The 20,342-nt window shown below is 69.7% G+C and carries 19 protein-coding genes and 2 tRNA genes; 15 read left to right on the top strand and 6 right to left on the bottom strand.

Annotated features, from left to right (window positions below; all coding sequences use genetic code 11):
• Positions 1 to 61: 61 nt before the first annotated feature.
• The 5 genes from ABH927_RS30140 (at position 62) to ABH927_RS30120 (ending at position 4,031) form a co-directional block, all read left to right on the top strand.
• Entirely contained in the window at positions 62 to 2,110 is a 2,049-nt protein-coding gene (locus tag ABH927_RS30140; protein WP_370027147.1) for an ATP-dependent DNA helicase UvrD2, read from the top strand.
• 25 nt (positions 2,111 to 2,135) lie between these two features.
• Positions 2,136 to 3,020 carry an acyl-CoA thioesterase gene (locus tag ABH927_RS30135; protein ID WP_370027145.1) on the top strand — a complete coding sequence of 295 codons (885 nt, stop codon included), beginning with the start codon at positions 2,136 to 2,138 and terminating at the stop codon, positions 3,018 to 3,020.
• Between the two features lie 111 nt (positions 3,021 to 3,131).
• Positions 3,132 to 3,428, top strand: coding sequence for a hypothetical protein (locus ABH927_RS30130; RefSeq protein ID WP_370027143.1), 297 nt, complete (start codon positions 3,132 to 3,134; stop codon positions 3,426 to 3,428).
• Between the two features lie 119 nt (positions 3,429 to 3,547).
• Complete coding sequence (locus tag ABH927_RS30125) at positions 3,548 to 3,811, top strand: WhiB family transcriptional regulator (protein WP_370027142.1); 264 nt, start codon at positions 3,548 to 3,550, stop codon at positions 3,809 to 3,811.
• Between the two features lie 37 nt (positions 3,812 to 3,848).
• A complete protein-coding gene (locus tag ABH927_RS30120; protein ID WP_370027140.1) occupies positions 3,849 to 4,031 on the top strand; it encodes a hypothetical protein in 183 nt (60 codons plus the stop codon).
• A 112-nt stretch (positions 4,032 to 4,143) separates the two neighbouring features.
• Here the strand turns inward: ABH927_RS30120 and ABH927_RS30115 are convergent, their stop codons facing one another.
• From ABH927_RS30115 to ABH927_RS30105, 3 genes are all read right to left on the bottom strand, one after another.
• Positions 4,144 to 4,347, bottom strand: a complete 204-nt coding sequence (locus ABH927_RS30115; protein ID WP_370027138.1) for a hypothetical protein — start codon at positions 4,345 to 4,347, stop codon at positions 4,144 to 4,146.
• A gap of 168 nt (positions 4,348 to 4,515) precedes the next feature.
• Positions 4,516 to 5,859, bottom strand: a complete 1,344-nt coding sequence (locus ABH927_RS30110; protein ID WP_370027137.1) for an ABC1 kinase family protein — start codon at positions 5,857 to 5,859, stop codon at positions 4,516 to 4,518.
• On the bottom strand, positions 5,856 to 6,920 hold the full coding sequence (locus ABH927_RS30105; protein WP_370027135.1) for a ThiF family adenylyltransferase: 1,065 nt from the start codon (positions 6,918 to 6,920) through the stop codon (positions 5,856 to 5,858). Before ABH927_RS30105 ends, ABH927_RS30110 begins: the two co-directional genes overlap by 4 nt.
• Positions 6,921 to 7,120: 200 nt before the next feature.
• Between ABH927_RS30105 and ABH927_RS30100 the strand changes: the two genes are divergently transcribed.
• The gene (locus ABH927_RS30100; protein WP_370027133.1) at positions 7,121 to 7,636 is read left to right on the top strand and encodes a M48 family metallopeptidase; all 516 of its coding nucleotides are present in this window, start codon (positions 7,121 to 7,123) and stop codon (positions 7,634 to 7,636) included.
• On the top strand, positions 7,633 to 8,208 hold the full coding sequence (locus ABH927_RS30095; protein ID WP_370027131.1) for a hypothetical protein: 576 nt from the start codon (positions 7,633 to 7,635) through the stop codon (positions 8,206 to 8,208). The genes ABH927_RS30100 and ABH927_RS30095 overlap by 4 nt, the downstream gene beginning before the upstream one ends.
• Here the strand turns inward: ABH927_RS30095 and ABH927_RS30090 are convergent.
• The 3 genes from ABH927_RS30090 to ABH927_RS30080 all read right to left on the bottom strand — a co-directional run bounded on the left by ABH927_RS30090 (position 8,205) and on the right by ABH927_RS30080 (position 11,388).
• Entirely contained in the window at positions 8,205 to 9,197 is a 993-nt protein-coding gene (locus ABH927_RS30090) for an endonuclease/exonuclease/phosphatase family protein (protein ID WP_370027129.1), read from the bottom strand. The genes ABH927_RS30095 and ABH927_RS30090 overlap by 4 nt on opposite strands.
• Positions 9,198 to 9,311: 114 nt before the next feature.
• The gene (locus tag ABH927_RS30085; RefSeq protein WP_370027127.1) at positions 9,312 to 9,857 is read right to left on the bottom strand and encodes an NUDIX hydrolase; all 546 of its coding nucleotides are present in this window, start codon (positions 9,855 to 9,857) and stop codon (positions 9,312 to 9,314) included.
• A gap of 280 nt (positions 9,858 to 10,137) precedes the next feature.
• Positions 10,138 to 11,388 (bottom strand): zinc-dependent metalloprotease, encoded by a 1,251-nt coding sequence (locus tag ABH927_RS30080; protein WP_370027125.1) that lies wholly within the window; start codon positions 11,386 to 11,388, stop codon positions 10,138 to 10,140.
• Between the two features lie 82 nt (positions 11,389 to 11,470).
• On the opposite strand from ABH927_RS30080, the gene ABH927_RS30075 reads away from it, so the two are divergent.
• The 8 genes from ABH927_RS30075 to ABH927_RS30040 all read left to right on the top strand — a co-directional run bounded on the left by ABH927_RS30075 (position 11,471) and on the right by ABH927_RS30040 (position 20,321).
• Positions 11,471 to 12,541: an NAD-dependent epimerase/dehydratase family protein gene (locus ABH927_RS30075; RefSeq protein WP_370027124.1), complete on the top strand. Its 1,071-nt coding sequence runs from the start codon at positions 11,471 to 11,473 to the stop codon at positions 12,539 to 12,541.
• 114 nt (positions 12,542 to 12,655) lie between these two features.
• Entirely contained in the window at positions 12,656 to 13,081 is a 426-nt protein-coding gene (locus tag ABH927_RS30070) for a molybdenum cofactor biosynthesis protein MoaE (protein WP_370027122.1), read from the top strand.
• 29 nt (positions 13,082 to 13,110) lie between these two features.
• Positions 13,111 to 14,157: a PDZ domain-containing protein gene (locus ABH927_RS30065; RefSeq protein ID WP_370027121.1), complete on the top strand. Its 1,047-nt coding sequence runs from the start codon at positions 13,111 to 13,113 to the stop codon at positions 14,155 to 14,157.
• A gap of 124 nt (positions 14,158 to 14,281) precedes the next feature.
• Positions 14,282 to 17,179 carry a UPF0182 family protein gene (locus ABH927_RS30060; RefSeq protein WP_370027119.1) on the top strand — a complete coding sequence of 966 codons (2,898 nt, stop codon included), beginning with the start codon at positions 14,282 to 14,284 and terminating at the stop codon, positions 17,177 to 17,179.
• A 110-nt stretch (positions 17,180 to 17,289) separates the two neighbouring features.
• Positions 17,290 to 17,363 (top strand) — tRNA-Met (locus tag ABH927_RS30055).
• 113 nt (positions 17,364 to 17,476) lie between these two features.
• Positions 17,477 to 17,550, top strand: a tRNA-Met gene (locus ABH927_RS30050).
• A 165-nt stretch (positions 17,551 to 17,715) separates the two neighbouring features.
• A complete protein-coding gene (locus tag ABH927_RS30045) occupies positions 17,716 to 18,786 on the top strand; it encodes a DUF917 domain-containing protein (protein ID WP_370027117.1) in 1,071 nt (356 codons plus the stop codon).
• Positions 18,783 to 20,321 (top strand): hydantoinase/oxoprolinase N-terminal domain-containing protein, encoded by a 1,539-nt coding sequence (locus ABH927_RS30040; RefSeq protein WP_370027115.1) that lies wholly within the window; start codon positions 18,783 to 18,785, stop codon positions 20,319 to 20,321. The genes ABH927_RS30045 and ABH927_RS30040 overlap by 4 nt, the downstream gene beginning before the upstream one ends.
• The last annotated feature ends 21 nt before the right edge of the window (positions 20,322 to 20,342 follow it).

The raw sequence follows: 20,342 nt of genomic DNA, 5'->3' as shown, positions 1-20,342 counted from the left end.
GGTCCGCTGCTGGAAGGATGATGCCAGTACATCCGTCCGCATCGCATGTTGGGAGCCCTACTTGGACATCCTGGAGGGTCTGGACCCCGAGCAGCGCGAGGTCGCCCAGGCGGTGCGCGGTCCTGTGTGCGTTCTCGCGGGGGCCGGCACGGGAAAGACGCGGGCCATCACGCACCGGATCGCCTACGCGGTGCAGAGCGGGGTCGTGGAGCCGCAGGGCGTGCTCGCGGTGACGTTCACCACTCGGGCGGCGGCCGAGCTGAAGCAGCGGCTGCGCCGCCTCGGGGCGTCCGGCGTCCAGGCGCGCACGTTCCACGCCGCCGCGCTGCGCCAGCTCACCTACTTCTGGCCGCGTGTGATCGGCGGCGACCCGCCGCGAGTGGTGGAGTCGAAGCTGCCGTTGCTGATCGAGGCCTGCCGGCACCTCCGGAGGAACCCCGACCGCGGCGAGCTGAGGGACGTCGCCAGTGAGATCGAATGGGCCAAGGTCACCCAGATCGGCCCGGAGGACTACCCGGCCGCGGCGGCGAAGGCCCGGCGCACCCCGCCGATCGCGCCGGAGGAGGTCGCGCGGCTCTACGACGCCTACGAGGGCCTCCGCCGCCAGCGCAACCTGATCGACTTCGAGACGATCCTGGAGCTGACGGCAGCCGTCATGACGGAGCACCACGAGGTGGCCGGCCAGATCCGCCAGCAGTACCGCTACTTCGTGGTCGACGAGTTCCAGGACGTCAACCCCCTGCAGAAGCTGCTGCTCGACACCTGGCTCGGCGGGCGTGACGATCTTTGCGTGGTCGGCGATCCGAACCAGACGATCTACTCCTTCACGGGGGCGACTCCGCACTACCTGACCAACTTCGCCGTCGAGCACCCCTCGGCCAACGTGATCAGGCTCGTCCGTGACTACCGCTCGACCCCGCAGGTCGTGTCGCTGGCCAACCGGGTGATCGCCCGGTCGGTCCACCGGCTGGAGCTGGTCGCCCAGCGGCCCGACGGCCCCGAGCCGGTCTTCACCGAATACGACGACGAGCCCGCCGAGGCGATGGGCGTCGCGCTGACGGTCAAAAAGCTCATGGCCGACGGCGTGCCCACCCGGGAGATCGCCGTGCTCTTCCGGATCAACGCCCAGTCGGAGGCCTACGAGCAGGCCTTCACCGAGGCCGGCGTGCCCTACCTGCTGCGCGGCGCGGAGCGGTTCTTCGAGCGGCCCGAGGTGCGGCAGGCCGTCGTCCTGCTGCGGGGGGCCGCCCGCTCGGCCAACGACGAGGAGCCGCTCGCCCCCGAAGTCCACGCGATCCTGTCCGGCATCGGGCTCACCCCCGAGCCGCCGGGCGGCGGCAAGGCCAGGGAGAAGTGGGAGTCGCTGAAGGCGCTCGCCGATCTCGCCGAGGACATGGCGACAGAGGGCGCCAACCTGGCGGGCTTCGTCACCGAGCTGGAGCGACGGGCGATGGAGCAGCACGCGCCGCCCGTCGAGGGTGTGACGCTCGCCTCGCTGCACGCGGCCAAGGGCCTGGAGTGGGACGCCGTCTTCCTCATCGGCCTCACAGAGGGCATGCTTCCGATCATCTACGCCGAGACCCCCGACCAGGTCGAGGAGGAGCGCCGGCTGCTGTACGTCGGCATCACGCGGGCCCGCGAGCACCTCCACCTGTCGTGGGCGCTGGCCCGCTCTCCCGGCGGCCGCCGGTCACGCCGTCCGTCACGGTTCCTCGACGGGCTCTCGCCGCGCACCGCGAGCGTGAGCCGTACGGAACGGCCCGCCGGAGGCGGCAAGAAGCCCGCGGCGCCGTTGCACTGCCGGATCTGCGGCAGGACGCTGGCCGCGGCCGCCGAGCAGAAGCTGGGCCGCTGCTCGACCTGTCCCGCCGACTACGACGAGGAACTGCTGGAGAAGCTCAAGTCCTGGCGTACGGCCGTCGCCAAGGAGGCGAAGGTCCCCGCTTACGTGGTCTTCACCGACGTGACCCTCCAGGCCATCGCGGAGCGCGTGCCGACCTCCGAGGAGGGCCTTCTCGCCATCGCCGGAATCGGACGCGTCAAACTTGACCGGTACGGCGAAGCGGTGCTCGACCTGTGCCGCGCCGCGACTAGTGTTACTGGTCAGTAATAACCCCCGCTTGATGGAGGCCCCCGTGAACTCGGCTCTCAAGGAGCTGCTGGATCTGCTCGACCTGGAGCAGATCGAGCTCGACATCTTCCGGGGACGCAGCCCCGAGGAGCGCTTCCAGCGGGTGTTCGGCGGCCAGGTCGCGGCGCAGGCCCTCGTGGCAGCGGGCCGCACGGTGCCGTCCGACCGTATGGTCCACTCCCTGCACGCCTACTTCATCAGGCCGGGCGACCCGGCGATCCCGATCGTCTTCAACGTCGAGCGGGTCCGGGACGGGCGCTCGTTCACGACCCGGCGGGTGGTGGCCATCCAGCACGGCAGGGCCATCTTCACGATGTCGGCGTCGTTCCACATCACGGAGGAGGGTGTCTCCCACCAGGCGGTGACGATGCCGTCGGTCCCGGCTCCGGAGGCGCTGCCCACCTTCCACGAGCGCATGTTAAGCGTCGTCGGCGACGACCCCATGTGGCGCGACTGGCTGTCCAAGCCGCGCCCCGTCGACTCCCGGTACGTGAACGCGCTGCCCTGGGAGGCCCAGAAGGACCCCAGCCTCATCAGCTCCGAGAACAGCGTGTGGTTCCGGTACGACGCGGACCTGCCCGACGACCCGTTGCTGCACGTCGTGCTGGCGGCCTACGCCTCGGACTTCACGCTCGTGGACACCGTGCTGCTCGCGCACGGGCTCGCGTGGGGCTCGTCCAACGTGACCGGCGCGTCCCTGGATCACGCCATGTGGTTCCACCGCCCCTTTCGCGCGGACGAGTGGCTGCTCTACGCCCAGGAGTCGCCGTGGTCGGGAGGCGCCCGCGGTCTCGCCCGCGGTGAGATGTTCACGCCCTCCGGCGAGCTCGTGGTCTCGGTGGTGCAGGAGTGCATGATCCGCGTCAGCAAAGATGTCACGAAGCCGTGAAAATCGCAGGTAGAAAATAGGTTGCCCGGTTCTGCGGATCAGTTTAGGGTCTTCATCAAGTCAGCCGGATGGTCCTGTCCGGCCATCGCATTCCGAGTGGAGGTGAGTCCTGTGGAGAGCACGATCATGTTTGCCACCCCGTGGCTCGCTTCCGCATGCCCGGCCGCCGCCTCCGTCGTCACGCAGTCGAAACTGCGGCGTGCGAAGGCCGCCCGCGCCCAGGCGCTGATCGTCAGTGAGCCTGGCGCGGCTGTCTTCGGCGTCCTCGCCGACGTGGCCAGCTACGGCATCCCCGCCTACCGACCGATCCTGACGGACCGGCCGATGGGCGATGAGCAGACCAACCACACCGCCAATGGTGGAGTGCGGGGTCCGCATTATGCCTGGAGAGAACCAGTCACAACCTGACCGGTCTCCATCTCCAGGCCGCGGATCCCCAACAGGATCCGCGGCCTTCTTGTTTCTCCGGCCACGAATCCGCCACCACGAGGACAAACCGACCAAACCCATTCGAAGAGGTGACGCAGATGGCGGCCCCGGTCATGGACCTGATCGAAGCCGAAATCCCCTGTCGTACCGAGCCCGACCTGTGGTTCGCCGAGTCTCCGGAGGACGTGGAGTTCGCCAAGGCGCTCTGCGGAGGCTGCCCGATCCAGAAGGCCTGCCTGGCCCGCGCGCTGGAGCGCGAGGAGCCCTGGGGCGTCTGGGGCGGCGAGCTCATCCTGCGGGGGGCCGTCGTTCCCCGGAAGCGTCCGCGTGGACGCCCCCGCAAGTCCCCTGTCGCTGCCTGAACCACCGCTTACGCACCACCTTGAAAGGACACCTGTAATGACCATCTCCCCGGCGACCTCCCTGTATCCGCATCACGAACTGGTCGACGAGCGAATACGGAACCTCCACCGAGAGGCGGAGCAGGAGCGACTCGCCAGCCGGATCAGGAGCGTGCGGAAAGCGCGCCGGCAGGTCGAGCGAGCCTCCGAGCGCCTCCGCTACGCGCTCTCGCGCGTATGACGAAACCGCGTGAATCGCCCATGACGGCAGCGTCATGAGCGAGTGACGACCCACCTGCGAAAGGCCCGGTCCCAACGGCCCGGGCCTTTCGTCGTACGCTCCCGGCGTCGCGTCAGCTCGGGCTCGGTGCCGGCAACCGCCGCAGCACCTCATTGAGTGTGGCGTTGATGTCCACCAGCCGTTTATCGACTCCGTCCAGCCGTTTATCGACTCCGTCCATTCGTTTCCCGACTCCGTCCAGTCGACCGCTTGTCTCGTTTGCGTCCTTTGTTAGGTTCGCGACGCTGACGGTGAGGCCCGCGACATAATCCGTCATTACATCGATGCTGGCTGTCGCCTGTGACATGTCCTGCTGGATGAGTGCGACATTGCGTTGCAGGCATGTTGATCCACAGGTCCTGGCGAGCGTGGATCTCCTCGGGGGTGACCATGATGGTTACTCTACGGGATCGGTCCGACACGCAAAGAAGTTTTCTACAGGGGGTCAGACTACGGCGAGGGGGGTGTCCTCGGGGTCGCCGGGGTCGTCGCCGAAGCCCGGGACCCAGCGGACGACCTCGTCGCGGAACCGGGCGGTGGTGCCGAGCTGGCACAGCACGCCGACCCCGGCGGCGTGGACACGGTGAATCAGCACGTATGACGCGGGCAGGTTGAGGTGGCGGACCACGTTGTTCGGCCGGAGGTCGGCGACGGTCGCCGCCTGGTGCCGCAGCCAGTCCCGGCTGAAGGTGAACTCCTCCACCCGGGTGGGCTCGACGTAGGGGGCGAGGAACGCGCGCAGCGCGTCGACGTCGACCTCGATGTGCGGCCGGATGAAGCCTTCCGCGCGCAGTCCCTGGACGACCGTCTCCATGTCTCCCTGGTTGAAGATCCTGGTCAGGGTGCCGAACACAGGGGGATAGCCGTCCGGCAGCCGGTTGACCGCCCCGAAGTCCAGCACGCCCAGCCGGCCGTCCTCCATGACCCGGAAGTTGCCGGGGTGAGGGTCGGCGTGCAGCAGGCCCACGCGGGCCGGGGAGCAGAAGAGGAAGCGGACGAGCTGGAGGCCGGCCCGGTCACGCTCCTCCTTGGCGCCGTCGGTGATGATCTTCGACAGCGGGGTGCCCGTCATCCACTCGGTGACCAGGATCTGCTCGTTGGCCGCGATGACATCGGGCACGAAGAAGTCTGGATCGTTCCTGAACTCCTGGGCGAACGCGTGCTGGGCCTCGGCCTCCTTGAAGTAGTCGAGCTCCTCGGCCACCCGCTCCTTCAGCTCGTTCAGGACCGGCTTGATGTCCAGTCCCGGCAGCAGCGCCCCGAAGAGTCTGCCCAGCCGGGAGAGCTGGTTGAAGTCCGAGATCAGCGCCTTTCCCGCGCCGGGGTACTGGATCTTCACGGCCACCACGCGTCCGTCGTGCCAGATCGCTCTGTGGACCTGCCCGATGGAGGCCGCCGCGGTGGGCCTGTCCTCGAACTCGACGAAGTTCTCCCGCCAGTCCTCGCCGAGTTGCTCTGCGAGGACCCTGTGAACGGCGGTCGCCGGAAGCGGCGGCGCGGCGTCCTGAAGCTTGGTCAGCGTCGCCCGGTACGGCCCCGCGATCTCGGGCGGAAGGGCCGCCTCGAAGATGGACAGCGCCTGGCCGAGCTTCATCGCCCCGCCCTTCAGCTCGCCGAGGACCTTGAAGATCTGCTCGGCGGTGCGCTGCTGTATCTCCTGCGCGACGATCTCCGCGGACGCGCCGCCGAGCCGTCTTCCCAGGCCAAGTGCGGTACGGCCGGCGAACCCGAGGGGGAGCGTGGCCAGCTTGGCCGAACGGGTCACCGCACGATGGGGAAGGTCGCTCACGTGACCATTGTTAGCGAAGTCAGGTCGTTTCGACTACAAGGACAGTGCGGATGGCGCTCCCAGGAGCGGTGACGCCAACGCCAGTCGGGCATCAGGTCGAGTGTGCCGTTCGTCACACCGCCTCCGTCGAGGTAGGTGAGCGCGTGTCCGGCCGTCTGCGCCGCGACCAGCGAAGACAGTGTCGTGTCGCACGCGATCTCCCCCACCGGGTAGCCGCCGAGCCGGGCGCTGACGGCCGGCCAGGAGGGGTCGCGATCGCGCCGGGTGAGATCCAGGCAGTGGAGGCACGGCGTCGCGCCTGGGATCACGAGGGGGCCGACCGAGCCGCAGCCCTCGAAGGCCGTCGCCAGCAGATGCGGGATCCGCTCCGTGCCGATCTCGTGGACCAGCACGGAGTCGAGCGGGCCCACCGGAGCCAGGACCACCAGATCAGGCCGGGACGCGCCGTCGCTCAGCCGCGACGCGGTCCGGCCCGTCCAGGCGTTGACGCTGGGGGCGATCACGCGGGCGGCGGCGACCGCCCCCTCCTCGCGGGCCGTACCCACATCCGCGTAGCCGAGCCCGCCCGGCACCACGTCTTCCGGCCGGGCCTCGCCGGGATCGACGACGCAGATGTGGCCGACGCCCGAGGCGGCCAGCAGGACGGCGACCTGGGCGCCCACCCGGCCCGCGCCGTAGATCCGGACCCGGGCGGCCCTCCTGCGCTCCAGCGTCCCCATGCCGCCGTCCGCCGAGGTCAGCGAGAGCCTGTCCAGGTCGGGGCGGAGCCGTTCCCGCTCCGCCATGGTGAGGTTCGCGAGCGGGCGCGGCCGGACCGCCGCGTCGTCGATCACGCCGCGCGCCACCAGGAGGGCGATCACCTCGCGTGCCGCCGAATCGTCGAGATCGCTCTCGGCCACGGCCTGCTCCAGGGTGCGGGTGCCGTCCAGGCTGTCGATCAGCCGGCGTACGGCCGGCTCCAGGCCGGTCAGCACCACGGCGCGGTGGGGGTGGACGCCGAGCTGCAGGGTCTGGCCGTCCCGCTCCACGCGGCGCAGGACGGGCTTCAGGCGTGGTCTCATAGCCGCCAGACCTTGGCACACATCGCCCCCCATGCGGGCCGGAATGCCGGGGGCTGTGGATAATTACCGGGGTGATTGGGGCTGCTGAACATGGGGGACGGCGGAGTTTCCATGCCCGCAAGGTCGCGTTTGCTCGATTGACCAGGGAGAACGCGTTCCACCCCCTGTGGAAATCCGCGCGTGTCGGCTACCTTTCATATGTGCCCCCCGAGACAGTCGAGGTTCGTCGGAGCGCACGTCGGCGGCGAACCGTTTCCGCGTACCGCGATGGCGACAAAACCATCGTGTTGCTCCCTGCCGGTCTCAGCACGACCGACGAGGAGCAGTGGGTGCGCCGCATGCTCGATCGGCTTGCCGCCAAGGAGCAACGGAGGCGCCCGAGCGACGACGACTTGCTCGATCGAGCGATGGACCTGTCGAACCGCTACCTGGACGGCAGGGCCACGCCCACGAGCGTGCGCTGGGTCGAGAACCAGCTTCACAGGTGGGGCTCCTGCACGCCCGACCACGGAACGATCAGGCTCTCCGCGCGGCTCCGGGGCATGCCCGCCTGGGTCGTAGACTATGTGATCATGCACGAGCTGGTCCACTTGCTCGTCCCGAGTCACGGCCCGAGGTTCTGGGCCCTGGTCGAGCGCTACCCGCGGGCGGAACGCGCCAGAGGCTTCCTCGAGGGCTTCTCCATGGCGGCCAGCGGCTCCCCGGAGGAGTGTTGACCCGGATCGCCGCGGTCCTGGTCACGCCCTCGATGGCCGACGCCGCGCCCCCGGGCGTCGATCCCGCCGAGTTCCTGCTGGCCATGGCGGAGGACACCTACGAGATGGCCGCCGGGCTGGAGCTGGTCGAGCCCGTGATCCTGTCCGCCGGGGTGCCGGGGCTCGACGCGATCGCCTGGCCCGGCACACCCGTGCTGTCCATCGGCTCCCCTTCCGCGGCATTCGCGGCCCTCCCGTACGGAACCGAGGGCGTGGTGATCAGCGCCGACGCGCCGGACCTGCCGCCTCTGCTGATCGGGAAGCTCTTCCGGGAGCTGGGCCGGGCCGAGATCACCGTCTGCCAGGCCGAAGGCGGGGGAGCGGTGGCCATCGCGGCGCGCCTGCCGTTCCCGGACTGGGCGGCTCCCGACTTCGACGAGCCCGACCTGGTCGCACGGCTGCGCCGTCAGGCCCCGGGGCCTCGCATGGTCGCCACCGGCCCCGGCTGGCACCGCCTCAGGAAACCGGCCGACATCTCCCGCCTCGATCCCGGCCTCGAAGGCTGGGACAACACCCGCGCCCTCCTCAGCTAGGGCTTCACGGCCAGGCGGAGCTCGGCGAACAGGGCGCGGTGGTCTGTTCGGGGCACGGCGTGCACGCTGGTGCTCAGGGCCGACGCCCGCTGGTCGTACAGCACGTGGTCGATGGTGATCAGCGGGGGGAGCCGCCTGTTGGCGGGCCAGGTCGTGTTCAGACCGGTCCCGGTCGCGTCGGCGGCGTCCGCGTATCCCCGAGAGAGCACGTCCCGGAGCGCGGAGTGGTCGAGGCTGGCGTTGAAGTCGCCCGCCAGGATCCGGATCACGCCGCCGGCCGGCGAAGGAAGCGACTTGAGGTCCGCCTGCCAGGTCGCGACGTCCGGCCCCAGAGGCGCGAGGGTGTGGACATCGACGATCTCGACGACCTGCCCGGTCGGCAGGGTGAACCGGGCAGACGGCATGTTGTGGCCTCCGCTGGGTGCGAAGTCCGGCAGCTCGGTGAGCGGATAACGCGAGAAGATCCCGCTGCCTGAGGGGCCTTCACCCGCCTCCACGTGCTCGTACGGCAGAAGCGTGCTCAGACCGGCCGCTTTCAGGGCCTCGACCTCGGCGGGAGTGAGCTCCTGGGTGGTGAGGACGTCCGGGCCGAGGCGCCGCACCAGGTCGACCACGGTCTGGGCGTCGCCGTTCCCGAAGAGCAGGTTGCTCGTGAGGATCTTCAGCGTCGGGCCGGTGGCCGTCGGCGTGGAGCCGAACGCCCGCGGCAGCACCACACAGGCCATGATGACGGACGTGACCACGGCCACGGCGATGGCGGCCCGGTTGCGAGACGCCACCGCGATCAGCGCCGCACCCAGTGAGGCGGCCGCGACGTAGGGCGTGCCGGTCATGAGCTCGACGATGACCGGCCAGCGGTCGAGCCCCGCCAGCCGTGCCACGGCCCACACCACGAACGGTGTGACGGCCACCCACGCGAGCGCGGCGGGCACCCGCCGACGCCGTCGCCGAGGAGTCGTGACCACCCCGCCTACGTCGACCTTCGTCATGGGGCCGACCCTAACCGGCGAAGATGAAAGGGGACGTAAGACATATGTGCAGATCATGTGCAGGCCCCGGCCCCCGGCCGTACGGTGACGATGGGGCCGAGGCGCCATGCGCGGTCAGCCGGCGTGCAGGCGTTCCCGGGCTCGCCGGGCAAGCCGGCGGGTCGCCTCGTCGCTCAGCTCGGGGATCTCCTCGATGGCGAACCAGCGCAGGTCGAGCGACTCGTCGCTGATCACGGCCTCGGCTCCGGCCGGGGCGACCGCGCCGTACTCGACGTCGAGGTGCCAGCTGTGCGGAGGGTGACACCAGACCTTGTGCCGGTCCAGGGCGAGCGGACCGTCCAGCAGCACGAGACCTGGGATGCCGGACTCCTCCGTCGCCTCCCGCAGGGCGGCCTGGAAAAGCGAGAGATCGTCACTCTCGCAATGGCCGCCCATCGGGAGCCACATGCCCGCCTTGGGATGCAGGGTCAGCAGCACCCGCGCGCCGTCGTGCGACAGCACGGCCGTCGTCGCCGTCAGATGGCCCGGCACGCATTCACGTGACATGGCGTCGTCATAGGCGTGCAGGTGGTCCAGGAACTCCTTGCGGAGCAGCTCCTCGTCGGCCGTCGGCGCCGACCACCCGGTCAGCACGGCTTGCGCGTCACGATGCAGGCTCACCGCGGCAGCCTACCCAACCCCCGCCGTCCCCTTGCCGTGATCATGCCCGGTTTCCCGCGGTGGCGCCTTGTCCTGCTCCAATGCAACCGCGTGATCGCACGGATTCCCGTACGTGCGTACTGAGCTGTACGGATGTCATCCGTGATCATGCATATTGCGCCAGTGCCAGATCGCGAACCGCGAAGTCGCACATCAGAGCCGCCATGCGGGAACCCGTGCATGATCACGACATGGAGATCCGCGATCACGACATGGAAAGCACGTGATCACGATATGGAAATCAAGGGCCTGTGTCGTCCTTGGGCTCCTGAAGGGCGGACAGGTCCAGCTCGGCCTCGCCCTTGACGAACGACTCCGGGTTGTTCAGGTCGTCCGCCGTCGGCATCAGGTCGGGGTGGTTCCACACGGCGTCCCTGCCGTCGATCCCGCGCTCGTCGCCGAGCGCCTTCCACAGCGCGGCGGCCTCGCGGAGCCTCCTTGGACGCAACTCCAGGCCGACCAGCGTGGCGAAGGTCCGCTCAGCGGGTCCACCCGTCGCGCGGCGGCGCCGTACGGTCTCGGCCAGGGCGGCGGAGGACGGCAGCTTGCCGTCGGCGGCCGAGTCGACCACCGTCGCGACCCAGCCCTCGACCAGCGCGAGCGCGGTCTCCAGACGGCTCAGCGCGGCCCTCTGCTGCTCGGTCTCCTCGGGCTTGAGCAGTTCGCCCCCGCCGAGGACCTCCTGGATCTGCGCCGGGTTGCCGATGTCCAGCCCCTGGAGCTTCTCCTCCAGGGCGGAGACGTCCACGGTGATCCCCCTGGCGTACTCCTCGACGGCGCCGAGCAGATGCGCCCGCAGCCACGGGACGTGCTGGAACAGCCGGTGGTGCGCCGCCTCGCGCAGAGCCAGGTAAAGCCTGATCTCCTCGGACGGCGTCTCCAGGCCCTCGCTGAACGTGGCGATCCCGCCGGGCAGCAGCGCGGCCGTGTCCGAGAGCGGCAGGCCGATGTCGGAGGAGCCGACCACCTCCCGCGCGAGCGAGCCGATGGCCTGGCCGATCTGCTGGCCGACCATCATGCCGCCCATCTGCTTCAGCATGCCCATGAGCGGCCCGGCCATGGCCTGCGCCTCGGGTGGCAGCCCGGCCGCGCCCAGCGTGCCGCCCATGGTCTCGACCATCTGGTTGGCGACCGGATCGCACAGCTGTTTCCAGACCGGGACGGTCTTCTCGATCCACTCCGACCGGCTCCACGCCTGCGGGTTCACCACGCCGCTCGGGAGCGCCGTCACCTCGTTCAGCCACAGATCGGCGAGGTTGAGCGCCTCGACGATCTGGCGTCGCTCGCCCTCCATGACGCTCGGGTCGCCCTCGGCGGCCACGGCGTGCCGGGCGATGTTCTTCGCCATGTCCCAGTTGACGGGTCCGGCGTCCGGCGAGGCGGACAGCATGTCCGCGAACTGCCGCATGGCCGCGGCTATCTGCTCCGGGCTGCCGAACATGGCGAACGGATTCTCGTTGGGGTCGTTTTCGCGACCTGGCAGGTCAGTCACCGCGCCACCTCGTGCAGGATGGAGGAGTCCACATCCGCCACGTTATCCGCCGTGGGGCGGGTCAGTGCAAAGTGAGGACCTCGTGCCTACCTCGAAACGCCTTCGTCCGCCCGTCGTCGCCGTCACCGGCGCCGCCTCTGGAATCGGCAGGGCGTTCCTCGCGAAAGTGGCCTCGTCTGCGGATTTCCGCCGAGTCGTGGCCATCGACGACCACCGCGGCGACGTCCCGGACGTCACCTGGCGCGTCCTTGACATCCGTGATCCGCTCTTGGCGAACCGGATCTCAGATGTGGATGTTCTGGTCCATCTTGGGACGAATGACTCGCTGAACTCCGACGCGGCCGAGCGCCGCCGCTACAACCTCCGGGCCGCCCAGACCGTCCTCACCGCCTGCGCGGCCGCGCGCGTCCGCCGGGTCGTGCTCGTCACCAGCGCGATGGTGTACGGCGCGGCCGCCGACAACGCGGTGCCGCTGCCCGAGGACGCGCCCGTCGCGGCGGAGCCCGACACCGGCGTGGTCGGGGACTACCTGGAGACCGAGGCGCTGGTCCGGCGCTCGCTGCGCTCGCACCCCGGTCTCGAAGTGACCGTCCTGCGCCCCGCCGCCCTGGTGGGGCAGGGCATCGACACCGTCGTCACCCGCCACTTCGAGGCTCCCCGGCTGCTCGTGGTCAAGGGCTGCCTGCCGCGATGGCAGTTCTGCCACGTGGAGGACCTGGTGTCCGCGCTGGAGCTCGCCGCGCTCGGCCAGGTGACGGGCGTGGTCGCCGTCGGCTCCGACGGCTGGCTGGAGATGGACCAGGTCGAGGAGATCTCCGGGCTGCGCCGCTTCGAGCTGCCCGCCGGGCTGACCTTCGGCACCGCGCAGCGCCTGCACCGGCTCGGCATCACCCCCGCCCCCGCGACCGACCTGCACTATGTCGTCTATCCATGGGTCGTCGACTGCGCCTCCCTCCGCGAGGCCGGCTGGAAACCGAGCTGGACGAACGCCGCCGCCCTGCAGGAGTTGCTGGAGCTGAGCGAGGGCAAGCACGCCGTCGTCGGCCGCCGCCTGTCCGGCAAGGAGGCCACGATCACCGCCGCGGGTGCCACCGTGGCCGTCATCGGCACCGCCGCCATCGTCCGCGTCGCCCGCCGCAAACGGCGTGTTTGATTCAGTCCAGACACGGCCGCGCCCCCTCGCACACCGGTTGGCCACAGAAGGGGCGATCTTCGGTAGGGCAATGTCGCGGAGTTGCGGGAAGGGCGCGCATATTACTCTCGGGGGGTGGATGTCATCCGGTTGCTGGGGATTCGGGACACTCCGCTGTCCGTGGACGAGGTGCTGGGCGCCGTCGGGGATCACGCGGCGGGGGGCACGGCCGTCTTCGTCGGGACCGTGCGCGAGCAGGATCACGGCAGACCGGTGACGCTCCTGTCCTATTCGGCCCATCCATCGGCCGGGGAGGTGCTCCGCCAGGTGGCGGAGAAGGTCGCGGGCGACTACCCGGTGACGGCGCTCGCGGCCGTGCACAGAGTCGGCGACCTTCGGCTGGGCGACATCGCGGTCGTCGTGGCGGTCGCGTGCCCCCATCGGGGCGAGGCGTTCGAGGCCTGCCGGAAGCTGATCGACGATCTCAAGGACGAGGTTCCGATCTGGAAGCACCAGGTGTTCGCCGACGGCGACGCCGAGTGGGTCGGCGCCTGCGGTTAGGGTCCCGGGGGACCGCATAGAGTTCCTTCATGTCCCGACGCGCTCTGACCCTGTTGGTGGCGGGTTTCCTCGCGCTCACGCTGGCGCTCATCAGCGCCGTGCTGCCCGTGCCGTACGTCGTGCTGAGCCCGGGGCCCACCGAGAACACGATCGGGGACGTCAAGGGCAAGCCGGTGATCAGCATCTCGGGACACCAGACCTACCCGACCGAGGGCAAGCTGAGCCTCGTAACCGTCGCCTACCAGGGCGGCCCGGACAACCGCCTCGACCTGCTGACCGCGCTGCGCGGCTGGGTGGACCCGACCGTCGCGGTCGTCCCCGAAGAGGCGATCTTCCCGAAGACCTCGACGTTAAAAGAGGTCGAGGAGCAGAACACCCAGGAGATGACCGACTCCCAGCAGTCGGCGACCGCCGCGGCGCTGAACGCGTTGAAGATCCCCATCCAGAAGGCGGTCTCCGTGGCGGAGACCGACAAGGGGCAGCCCGCCGACGGAAAGCTCAAACCGGGGGACGAGATCACGGCCGTCGACGGCACACCGGTCGCCGAGCTGGAATCGGTCGCGGCAGCCGTACAGAAGCACAAGCCGGGTGAGCCGGTCCGGTTCACAGTGAAGCGCGGGACGGCCTCCACCGACGTCACGATCACCACGGCCAGGTCCGACGAGGGCAAGGCCCTGGTGGGCGTGCGGATGCAGTCGGCGTACAAGTTCCCGTTCAAGGTCGACATCAGCGTGGGCCAGGTCGGCGGGCCGAGCGCCGGGCTGATGTTCTCTCTGGGGATCTACGACAAGCTGACGCCGGGCGGGATCACCGGAGGGAAGTCGGTCGCGGGCACGGGGACCATCGACCCCAACGGCAACGTCGGGCCCATCGGCGGAATCGAGCAGAAGATGGTCGGCGCGCGGAGCGCCGGGGCGACGATCTTCCTCACGCCCTCCGGCAACTGCGCGGACGCCGTGCGGGCCGTCCCCAAAGGGCTTCGCCTGGTCAAGGTCGAGACGCTCGAAGGCGCGGTCAAGGCGATGGACGCGCTGCGGACCGGCTCCGGCGACGTGCCCGCCTGCCCCGCGAGCTAGCCTGAGGGAGACCGGCTTCTGGATCACGACCGCGCTTTTCGCGGTGTAGGTTGCCAGGCACGGACCGTTGCTCTGAGACAAGGGGTTGGCGTTGAGCTTCCGGAGCCCCGGAGCCGGACGGGCGATGCGCTTGCCCCGAAGGCCGCGACTACTGATTCCCGTCACGATCGCCGTCGTGACGGTCGTGGTGTTACTTTTGATCTTCGCCGGGATCTTCACCGATTACCTTTGGTACGACTCGGTGGACTTCTCGTCGGTGTTCTCCAAGATGCTTGTCACCCAGGTGCTGCTGTTCCTGGTGGGCGCCCTTCTCATGGTGGGCATCGTGGGCGGCAACATGGTGCTGGCGCACCGGATGCGGCCGATGTTCGGCCCGGGGATGTTCGGCGGCCCGCAGGGCGCGGACCGCTACCGCGTCGCGGTCGACCCGCACCGGCGGCTGGTGTTCCTGATCGGCATGGGCATCCTGGCCCTGTTCACGGGATCGTCGGTCGCGGGACAGTGGAAGACCTGGCTGCTGTTCGCGAACGCCACGCCGTTCGGGCAGAAGGACCCGCAGTTCGGCATCGACGTGTCGTTCTTCATGTTCACCTTTCCGTTCATCCGGATGGTGCTGAACTTCCTGTTCACGGCCGTCATCCTGTCGATCATCGCGGCGGCGGTCGTCCATTACCTCTACGGCGGGTTCCGGATCCAGTCGCCGGGCGGGGTGCAGGCGTCGCGGGCGGCCCGCGCTCACCTTTCCGTGCTGCTGGGCGTGTTCGTCCTGCTCAAGGCGCTGGCCTACTGGCTCGACCGCTATGAGCTGGTGTTCTCCACCCGCGGCTTCGTGCACGGCGCCTCCTACACCGACGTCAGCGCGGTGCTCCCCGCGAAGGGCATCCTGGCGGTCATCGCGCTGATCTGCGCGCTGATCTTCTTCGCGGGCGTCATCCGGCCGGGCGGGATGTGGCCGGGTGTCGCGTTCGGGCTGCTGGTCCTCTCGGCGATCCTCATCGGCAGCGTCTATCCCGCTCTGGTCGAGCAGTTCCAGGTCAGGCCGAACCAGCAGGGCAAGGAAGAGCCGTACATCGCGCGGAACATCGCGGAGACCCGTAAGGCGTACGGCGTCGCGGACGCCGGGGTCGTGGCCTACCAGGCGCAGGGCACACCCCAGCAGGGCCAGGCGGCCAACGACGACACCGTCTCCGGCGTCCGCCTGCTCGATCCGGTGCTGGTGGCCAAGACCTTCCAGCAGAAGCAGCGCATCCGCGGCTTCTACGACTTCGCCGACCCGCTGGACGTCGACCGGTACAAGGCCCAGGACGGGAACGTCCGTGACCACATCGTGGCCGTGCGCGAGCTCACCGTGCCGCCCACCGAGCAGGACAACTGGATCAACCGGCACCTGGTCTACACCCACGGATACGGGTTCGTCGCCGCCCCCGGCAACGAGGTGGACACCGAGGGCCTGCCCAACTTCGATGCCAAGGACATGCCGGTCACCGGCCCTCTGGTGACGGCCACGGGACTCAAGGAGCCCCGCGTCTACTTCGGAGAGCGCGGCACCGATTACGTCATCGCCGGAGGCTCGCCCAACAAGCCGCAGGAGCTCGACTACCCCGAGAGCAGCGGGACGGGGCAGCAGAACACGACCTACACCGGCAAGGGCGGCGTGCCCCTCGCCTCCTTCTTCAACCGGCTGCTCTACGCCGTGAAGTACGGCGAGAAGAACCTGCTGCTGTCGGGCGACATCAACGACCAGTCCCGCATCCTGTACGACCGGGAGCCCGCGGAGCGGGTCGCCAAGGTGGCGCCCTTCCTCAACCTCGACTCCGACCCCTACCCCGCGATCGTGAACGGGCGGATCGTCTGGATCATCGACGCCTACACGACCGCGAACGAGTACCCCTACTCGCAGAGCAAGAGCTTCTCGGACATGATCCGGGACACCGCGACGGACCCCAGGGCGATCACGCCGCCGCCCCGGGACCAGATCAACTACATCCGCAACTCGGTCAAGGCCACGGTGGACGCCTACGACGGCACCGTGACGCTCTACGAGTGGGACTCCACCGACCCGATCCTGAAGGCATGGGAGAAGGCGTTCCCCGGCATCGTCCAGTCGAAGGACAAGATGAGCGCGGAGCTGAAGCAGCACCTGCGCTACCCCGAAGACCTGTTCAAGGTGCAGCGTGACGTCCTGTCCCGCTACCACATCACGGACGCGCGGTCGTTCTACAGCGGCCAGGACTTCTGGAACGTCCCGGACGACCCATCGTCGGGTGAGAAGAACGTCAAGCAGCCGCCGTACTTCCTGTCGGTCAAGATGCCCGGCGCGCAGTCGTCGTCGTTCTCGCTGACGACCACGTTCGTGCCGCGGCAGGGGCCGAACCTCGCGGCGTTCATGGCGGTCGACGCCACGCCTGGCGACGGGTACGGCAAGCTGCAGATCCTCCGCATGCCGGCGAGCACGACGATCTCCGGGCCCGGCCAGGTGCAGAACACCTTCACCAACCGGTTCTCCGGCGAGCTCAACATCCTCGGTCTCGGCAAGGCCCAGATCCTGTACGGCAACCTGCTGACCCTTCCGTTCGCCGGAGGGCTGGTCTACGTCGAGCCGGTGTACGTGCAGACGGCCGCCGGGGCGGGGCAGGAGCCGTACCCCATCCTCCGCCGCGTGCTGGTCATGTTCGGCGACAAGGTGGGCTCGGCCGACACCCTCAAGGACGCGCTGAGCCAGGTCTTCGGCACGGGACCGGCGCCTCCCGTCAGCCCGGTCAATCCCGGGCAGAATCCCCCCGCCAACGCCGCGCTGGCGGCGATCGTCGCGAAGGCCCAGAGCGCGTACGCGGACGCCCAGAAGGCGCTGGCGTCCAACCCGGTCGACTGGGGCGCGTACGGCAAGGCGCAGGCGGCGCTCAAGCAGGCGCTGGACGAGCTGAACAGGCTCCAGGGCCAGCAGCCGGCCACGTCCACGCCGCCTTCGGCCTCCGCGAGCCCGAGCGTGAGCCCGAGCCCGAGTCCCACGCCGACCGGCTGAATCGTCGCGGGAACGCCCCGGAACCCCGTGCTCGCCCGAGCGCGGGGTTCCCGCATCCGGTGGCTGATTTGCCTCCGGCGCGCATGCCGGATAACCTCTACACATACCGACGCGGGGTGGAGCAGCTCGGTAGCTCGCTGGGCTCATAACCCAGAGGTCGCAGGTTCAAATCCTGTCCCCGCTACTGAATGAAGGCCCTGGCCGTCCGGGAAACCGGAAGGCCGGGGCCTTCGTCGTTCCGGCAATCGATTTGCGGCTGATCCCCCGGAGCGGCTATGGTTAAGACATACACACCGACGCGGGGTGGAGCAGTTCGGTAGCTCGCTGGGCTCATAACCCAGAGGTCGCAGGTTCAAATCCTGTCCCCGCTACTCAGAGAAGGCCCTGATCAAAAGGCCCGGAGGATCTCCTCCGGGCCTTTTGATTTTCTCTGATTCGCCAGTTGTTCGGCTTTTGTCGTGGTACGACAACAAATGTCGGACATGTGTTGAAGGGTGACATTGAGCGCGCGCAGGTCAGTGGTGAAGGCTCTGGCCATGCAGGCCCGCATTTCACTGGATGACGTCTCCGCCCTGGCCCGAGGCTGCGCCGTGCTCGGGACCGGCGGCGGCGGAGACGTCCGCGCCGGAGCCCTGGCCGCGCGGCGGGCCATCCGGGAGCACGGCGAGGTTCCGGTCGTCGGCCTCCGGGACCTGCCAGGCGACGCCCTCGTCCTGCCGCTCTCCGGGATCGGCGCCCCGACGGTCAGCCACGAGATGATCCACTCCGAGGACGAGCCCGTCCGGATCCGCGAGGAGATCGAGCGGATCTTCGGCCGGGCTCCGGCGGCCGTGATGTCGTCCGAGATCGGCGGGGCCAACGGCGTGGCGCCCGTGGCCTGGGCGGCCCGGCTCGGCCTGCCCCTGCTCGACGCCGACGCGATGGGCCGGGCGTTCCCCGAGGTCCAGATGGTGTCGATGTACGTCGCCGGAATCCCGGCGAACCTCGTCATCATGTCCGACGTCGCCGGCAACGTCGTGACGATCCGCCCGGTCGACGGGCTGTGGTCGGAGCAGATCGCCCGCGCCGTCTGCGTGGCCTCGGGATCGAGCGCGTTGATGGCCGACTACGTTCTCACGGCGCGCGAGTGCGAGGGCGCGGTGATCGAGGGCACCGTGACCCGGGCGATCGCCATCGGCCGGGCCACCGAGGGCGCGCAGGACCCGCTCGCGGCCCTCCAGGAGGAGGTCGGCGCCGTACGGCTGGTCACCGGGAAGCTCACGGACCTGGAGCGGCGGACCACGGGCGGCTTCGTCCGGGGGACCGTGACGATCGAGGGAACCGGTGACGACCGCGGCAGGACGCTCACCTTGGAAATTCAGAACGAGAACCTGGTCGCCGTCGAGGACGGCCGGGTGAGAGCGATGGTGCCGGATTTGATCACGGTGGTGGACACCCAGACGGCGACGGCCGTCCAGACCGAGGGCCTGCGCTACGGCCAGCGGGTGACCGTGCTCGCCTGGCCGTGCGACCCCCTGTGGCGTACGCCCAAGGGCCTGGAGACGGCCGGGCCGCGGGCCTTCGGCTACGACCTCGACTACCTCCCCGTCGAGAAGATCGCGTCATGAGCGACCGCCAAGGTGGTCTGCGCGTCGGCATCGACGTGGGCGGGACGAACACCGACGCCGTGGTGCTCGACGACGCCGACCGCGTCGTCGCCAAGGCCAAGCGGCCCACCAGCCCCGACGTGACGGAGGGCCTGCGGGCCGCGCTCGACGCCGTGCTGGCCGAGCTCGACGAGCCCGGCAGGGTTCGCCGGGTCATGCTCGGCACCACCCACGCGACCAACGCCATCCTGGAGCGCCGCGCGCTCGGCCGGGTCGCCGTGCTCCGGCTCGGCGCCCCGGCGACGACCTCCGTACCTCCGCTGAGCGAGTGGCCGGACGACCTGAAGAAGGCCGTGGCGGCGGGGGCGGCCATCGTGCGCGGCGGCCACTTCGTCGACGGCCGCGAGATCGCCCCGCTCGACGTGGACGCCGTCAAGCGGTTCCTCTCCGGCGTCGAGGCCGACGCCGTCGCCGTCACCGGGGTGTTCAGCCCGGCGAGCGCGGACCAGGAGAACCGGGTCGCCGAGATCGTCCGCGGCGAGCTCGGGGACGTGGCGGTGAGCCTCAGCCACGAGATCGGCTCGCTCGGACTGCTGGAGCGGGAGAACGCCACGGTCCTCAACGCCGCCCTGTACGGCGTGGCCCGCGACGTCACCACGGCTCTCCGGAGCGCCCTCGAATCGAGGGGCCTCAAGGTCGAGACGTTCTTCGCCCAGAACGACGGCACGCTGATGGCCGTGGACTACGCCGCCCGCTATCCCGTCCTCACGATCGGCTCGGGACCGGCCAACTCCCTGCGGGGCGCGGCGTACCTGTCCGGCGTGGAGGACGCCATCGTCGCCGACGTGGGCGGCACCTCCACGGACCTCGGCGTGCTCGTGGGCGGGTTCCCCCGGGAGTCGGCCGCGGCCGTGGAGATCGGCGGCGTGACGACCAACTTCCGGATGCCCGACATCCTGTCCATCGCCCTCGGCGGCGGAACGGTGGTGGGCGAGGAGCCGCGGTCGGTCGGTTACCGGATCGGCCGGGAGGCCCTGGTCTTCGGCGGCTCGACGCCCACCATGACCGACGCCGCCGTGGCCGCCGGGAGGGGGTCCGTGGGCGCCCACGGCGTGCCGGACGAATGGCGCGAGCGGCTGGCGCGAGCCGTACGAAACGCCGACGAGCAGGTCGCCGACGCGGTGGACCGGGTGGCGCTCGGCAAGGCGGACCGGCCCCTCATCGCCGTGGGCGGCGGCGCGTTCCTCCTGGCGGGAGACATCCCCGGGGCGGGCGAGGTCATCCGGCCCGCGCACGCGGAGGTCGCCAACGCGGTGGGCGCGGCGATCGCGTTCGCCAGCGGCAGGCTCGAAACGATCGTGCCAGCCGTCAACGGCGAAACCGGCAGGGCTACATTGATCGAAAGAGCCAAGGAGGAGGCGGCCGCCAGGGCCGTCGCCGCCGGGGCCGACCCCGCGTCGGTCCAGATCGTGGAGCTCAGCGAGATCCCTCTCAGCTACCTACCTGAGCCCGCTGTTCGCCTGCACGTCAAGGCCGCCGGTCCCCTCGCCCGGTAGGCCGGTGGATACGAAAGGAAC

Origin of the sequence: Planotetraspora sp. GP83, from assembly GCF_041262585.1 — a bacterium.
Lineage (GTDB): Bacteria > Actinomycetota > Actinomycetes > Streptosporangiales > Streptosporangiaceae > JAOEGB01.
The sequence above is the reverse complement of the archived record's forward strand: the minus strand, read 5'-3'. Positions and strand labels throughout refer to the sequence as shown.

Excerpts from the sequence above, each read along its gene's own strand:
- ABH927_RS30090 (WP_370027129.1), bottom strand. The coding sequence starts at position 9,197 with ATGACGAAGGTCGACGTAGGCGGGGTGGTCACGACTCCTCGGCGACGG.
- ABH927_RS30105 (WP_370027135.1), bottom strand. The coding sequence starts at position 6,920 with ATGAGACCACGCCTGAAGCCCGTCCTGCGCCGCGTGGAGCGGGACGGC.
- ABH927_RS30060 (WP_370027119.1), top strand. The coding sequence starts at position 14,282 with ATGCGCTTGCCCCGAAGGCCGCGACTACTGATTCCCGTCACGATCGCC.
- ABH927_RS30120 (WP_370027140.1), top strand. The coding sequence starts at position 3,849 with ATGACCATCTCCCCGGCGACCTCCCTGTATCCGCATCACGAACTGGTC.
- ABH927_RS30115 (WP_370027138.1), bottom strand. The coding sequence starts at position 4,347 with ATGACGGATTATGTCGCGGGCCTCACCGTCAGCGTCGCGAACCTAACA.
- ABH927_RS30065 (WP_370027121.1), top strand. The coding sequence starts at position 13,111 with ATGTCCCGACGCGCTCTGACCCTGTTGGTGGCGGGTTTCCTCGCGCTC.
- ABH927_RS30045 (WP_370027117.1), top strand. The coding sequence starts at position 17,716 with ATGCAGGCCCGCATTTCACTGGATGACGTCTCCGCCCTGGCCCGAGGC.
- ABH927_RS30125 (WP_370027142.1), top strand. The coding sequence starts at position 3,548 with ATGGCGGCCCCGGTCATGGACCTGATCGAAGCCGAAATCCCCTGTCGT.
- ABH927_RS30040 (WP_370027115.1), top strand. The coding sequence starts at position 18,783 with ATGAGCGACCGCCAAGGTGGTCTGCGCGTCGGCATCGACGTGGGCGGG.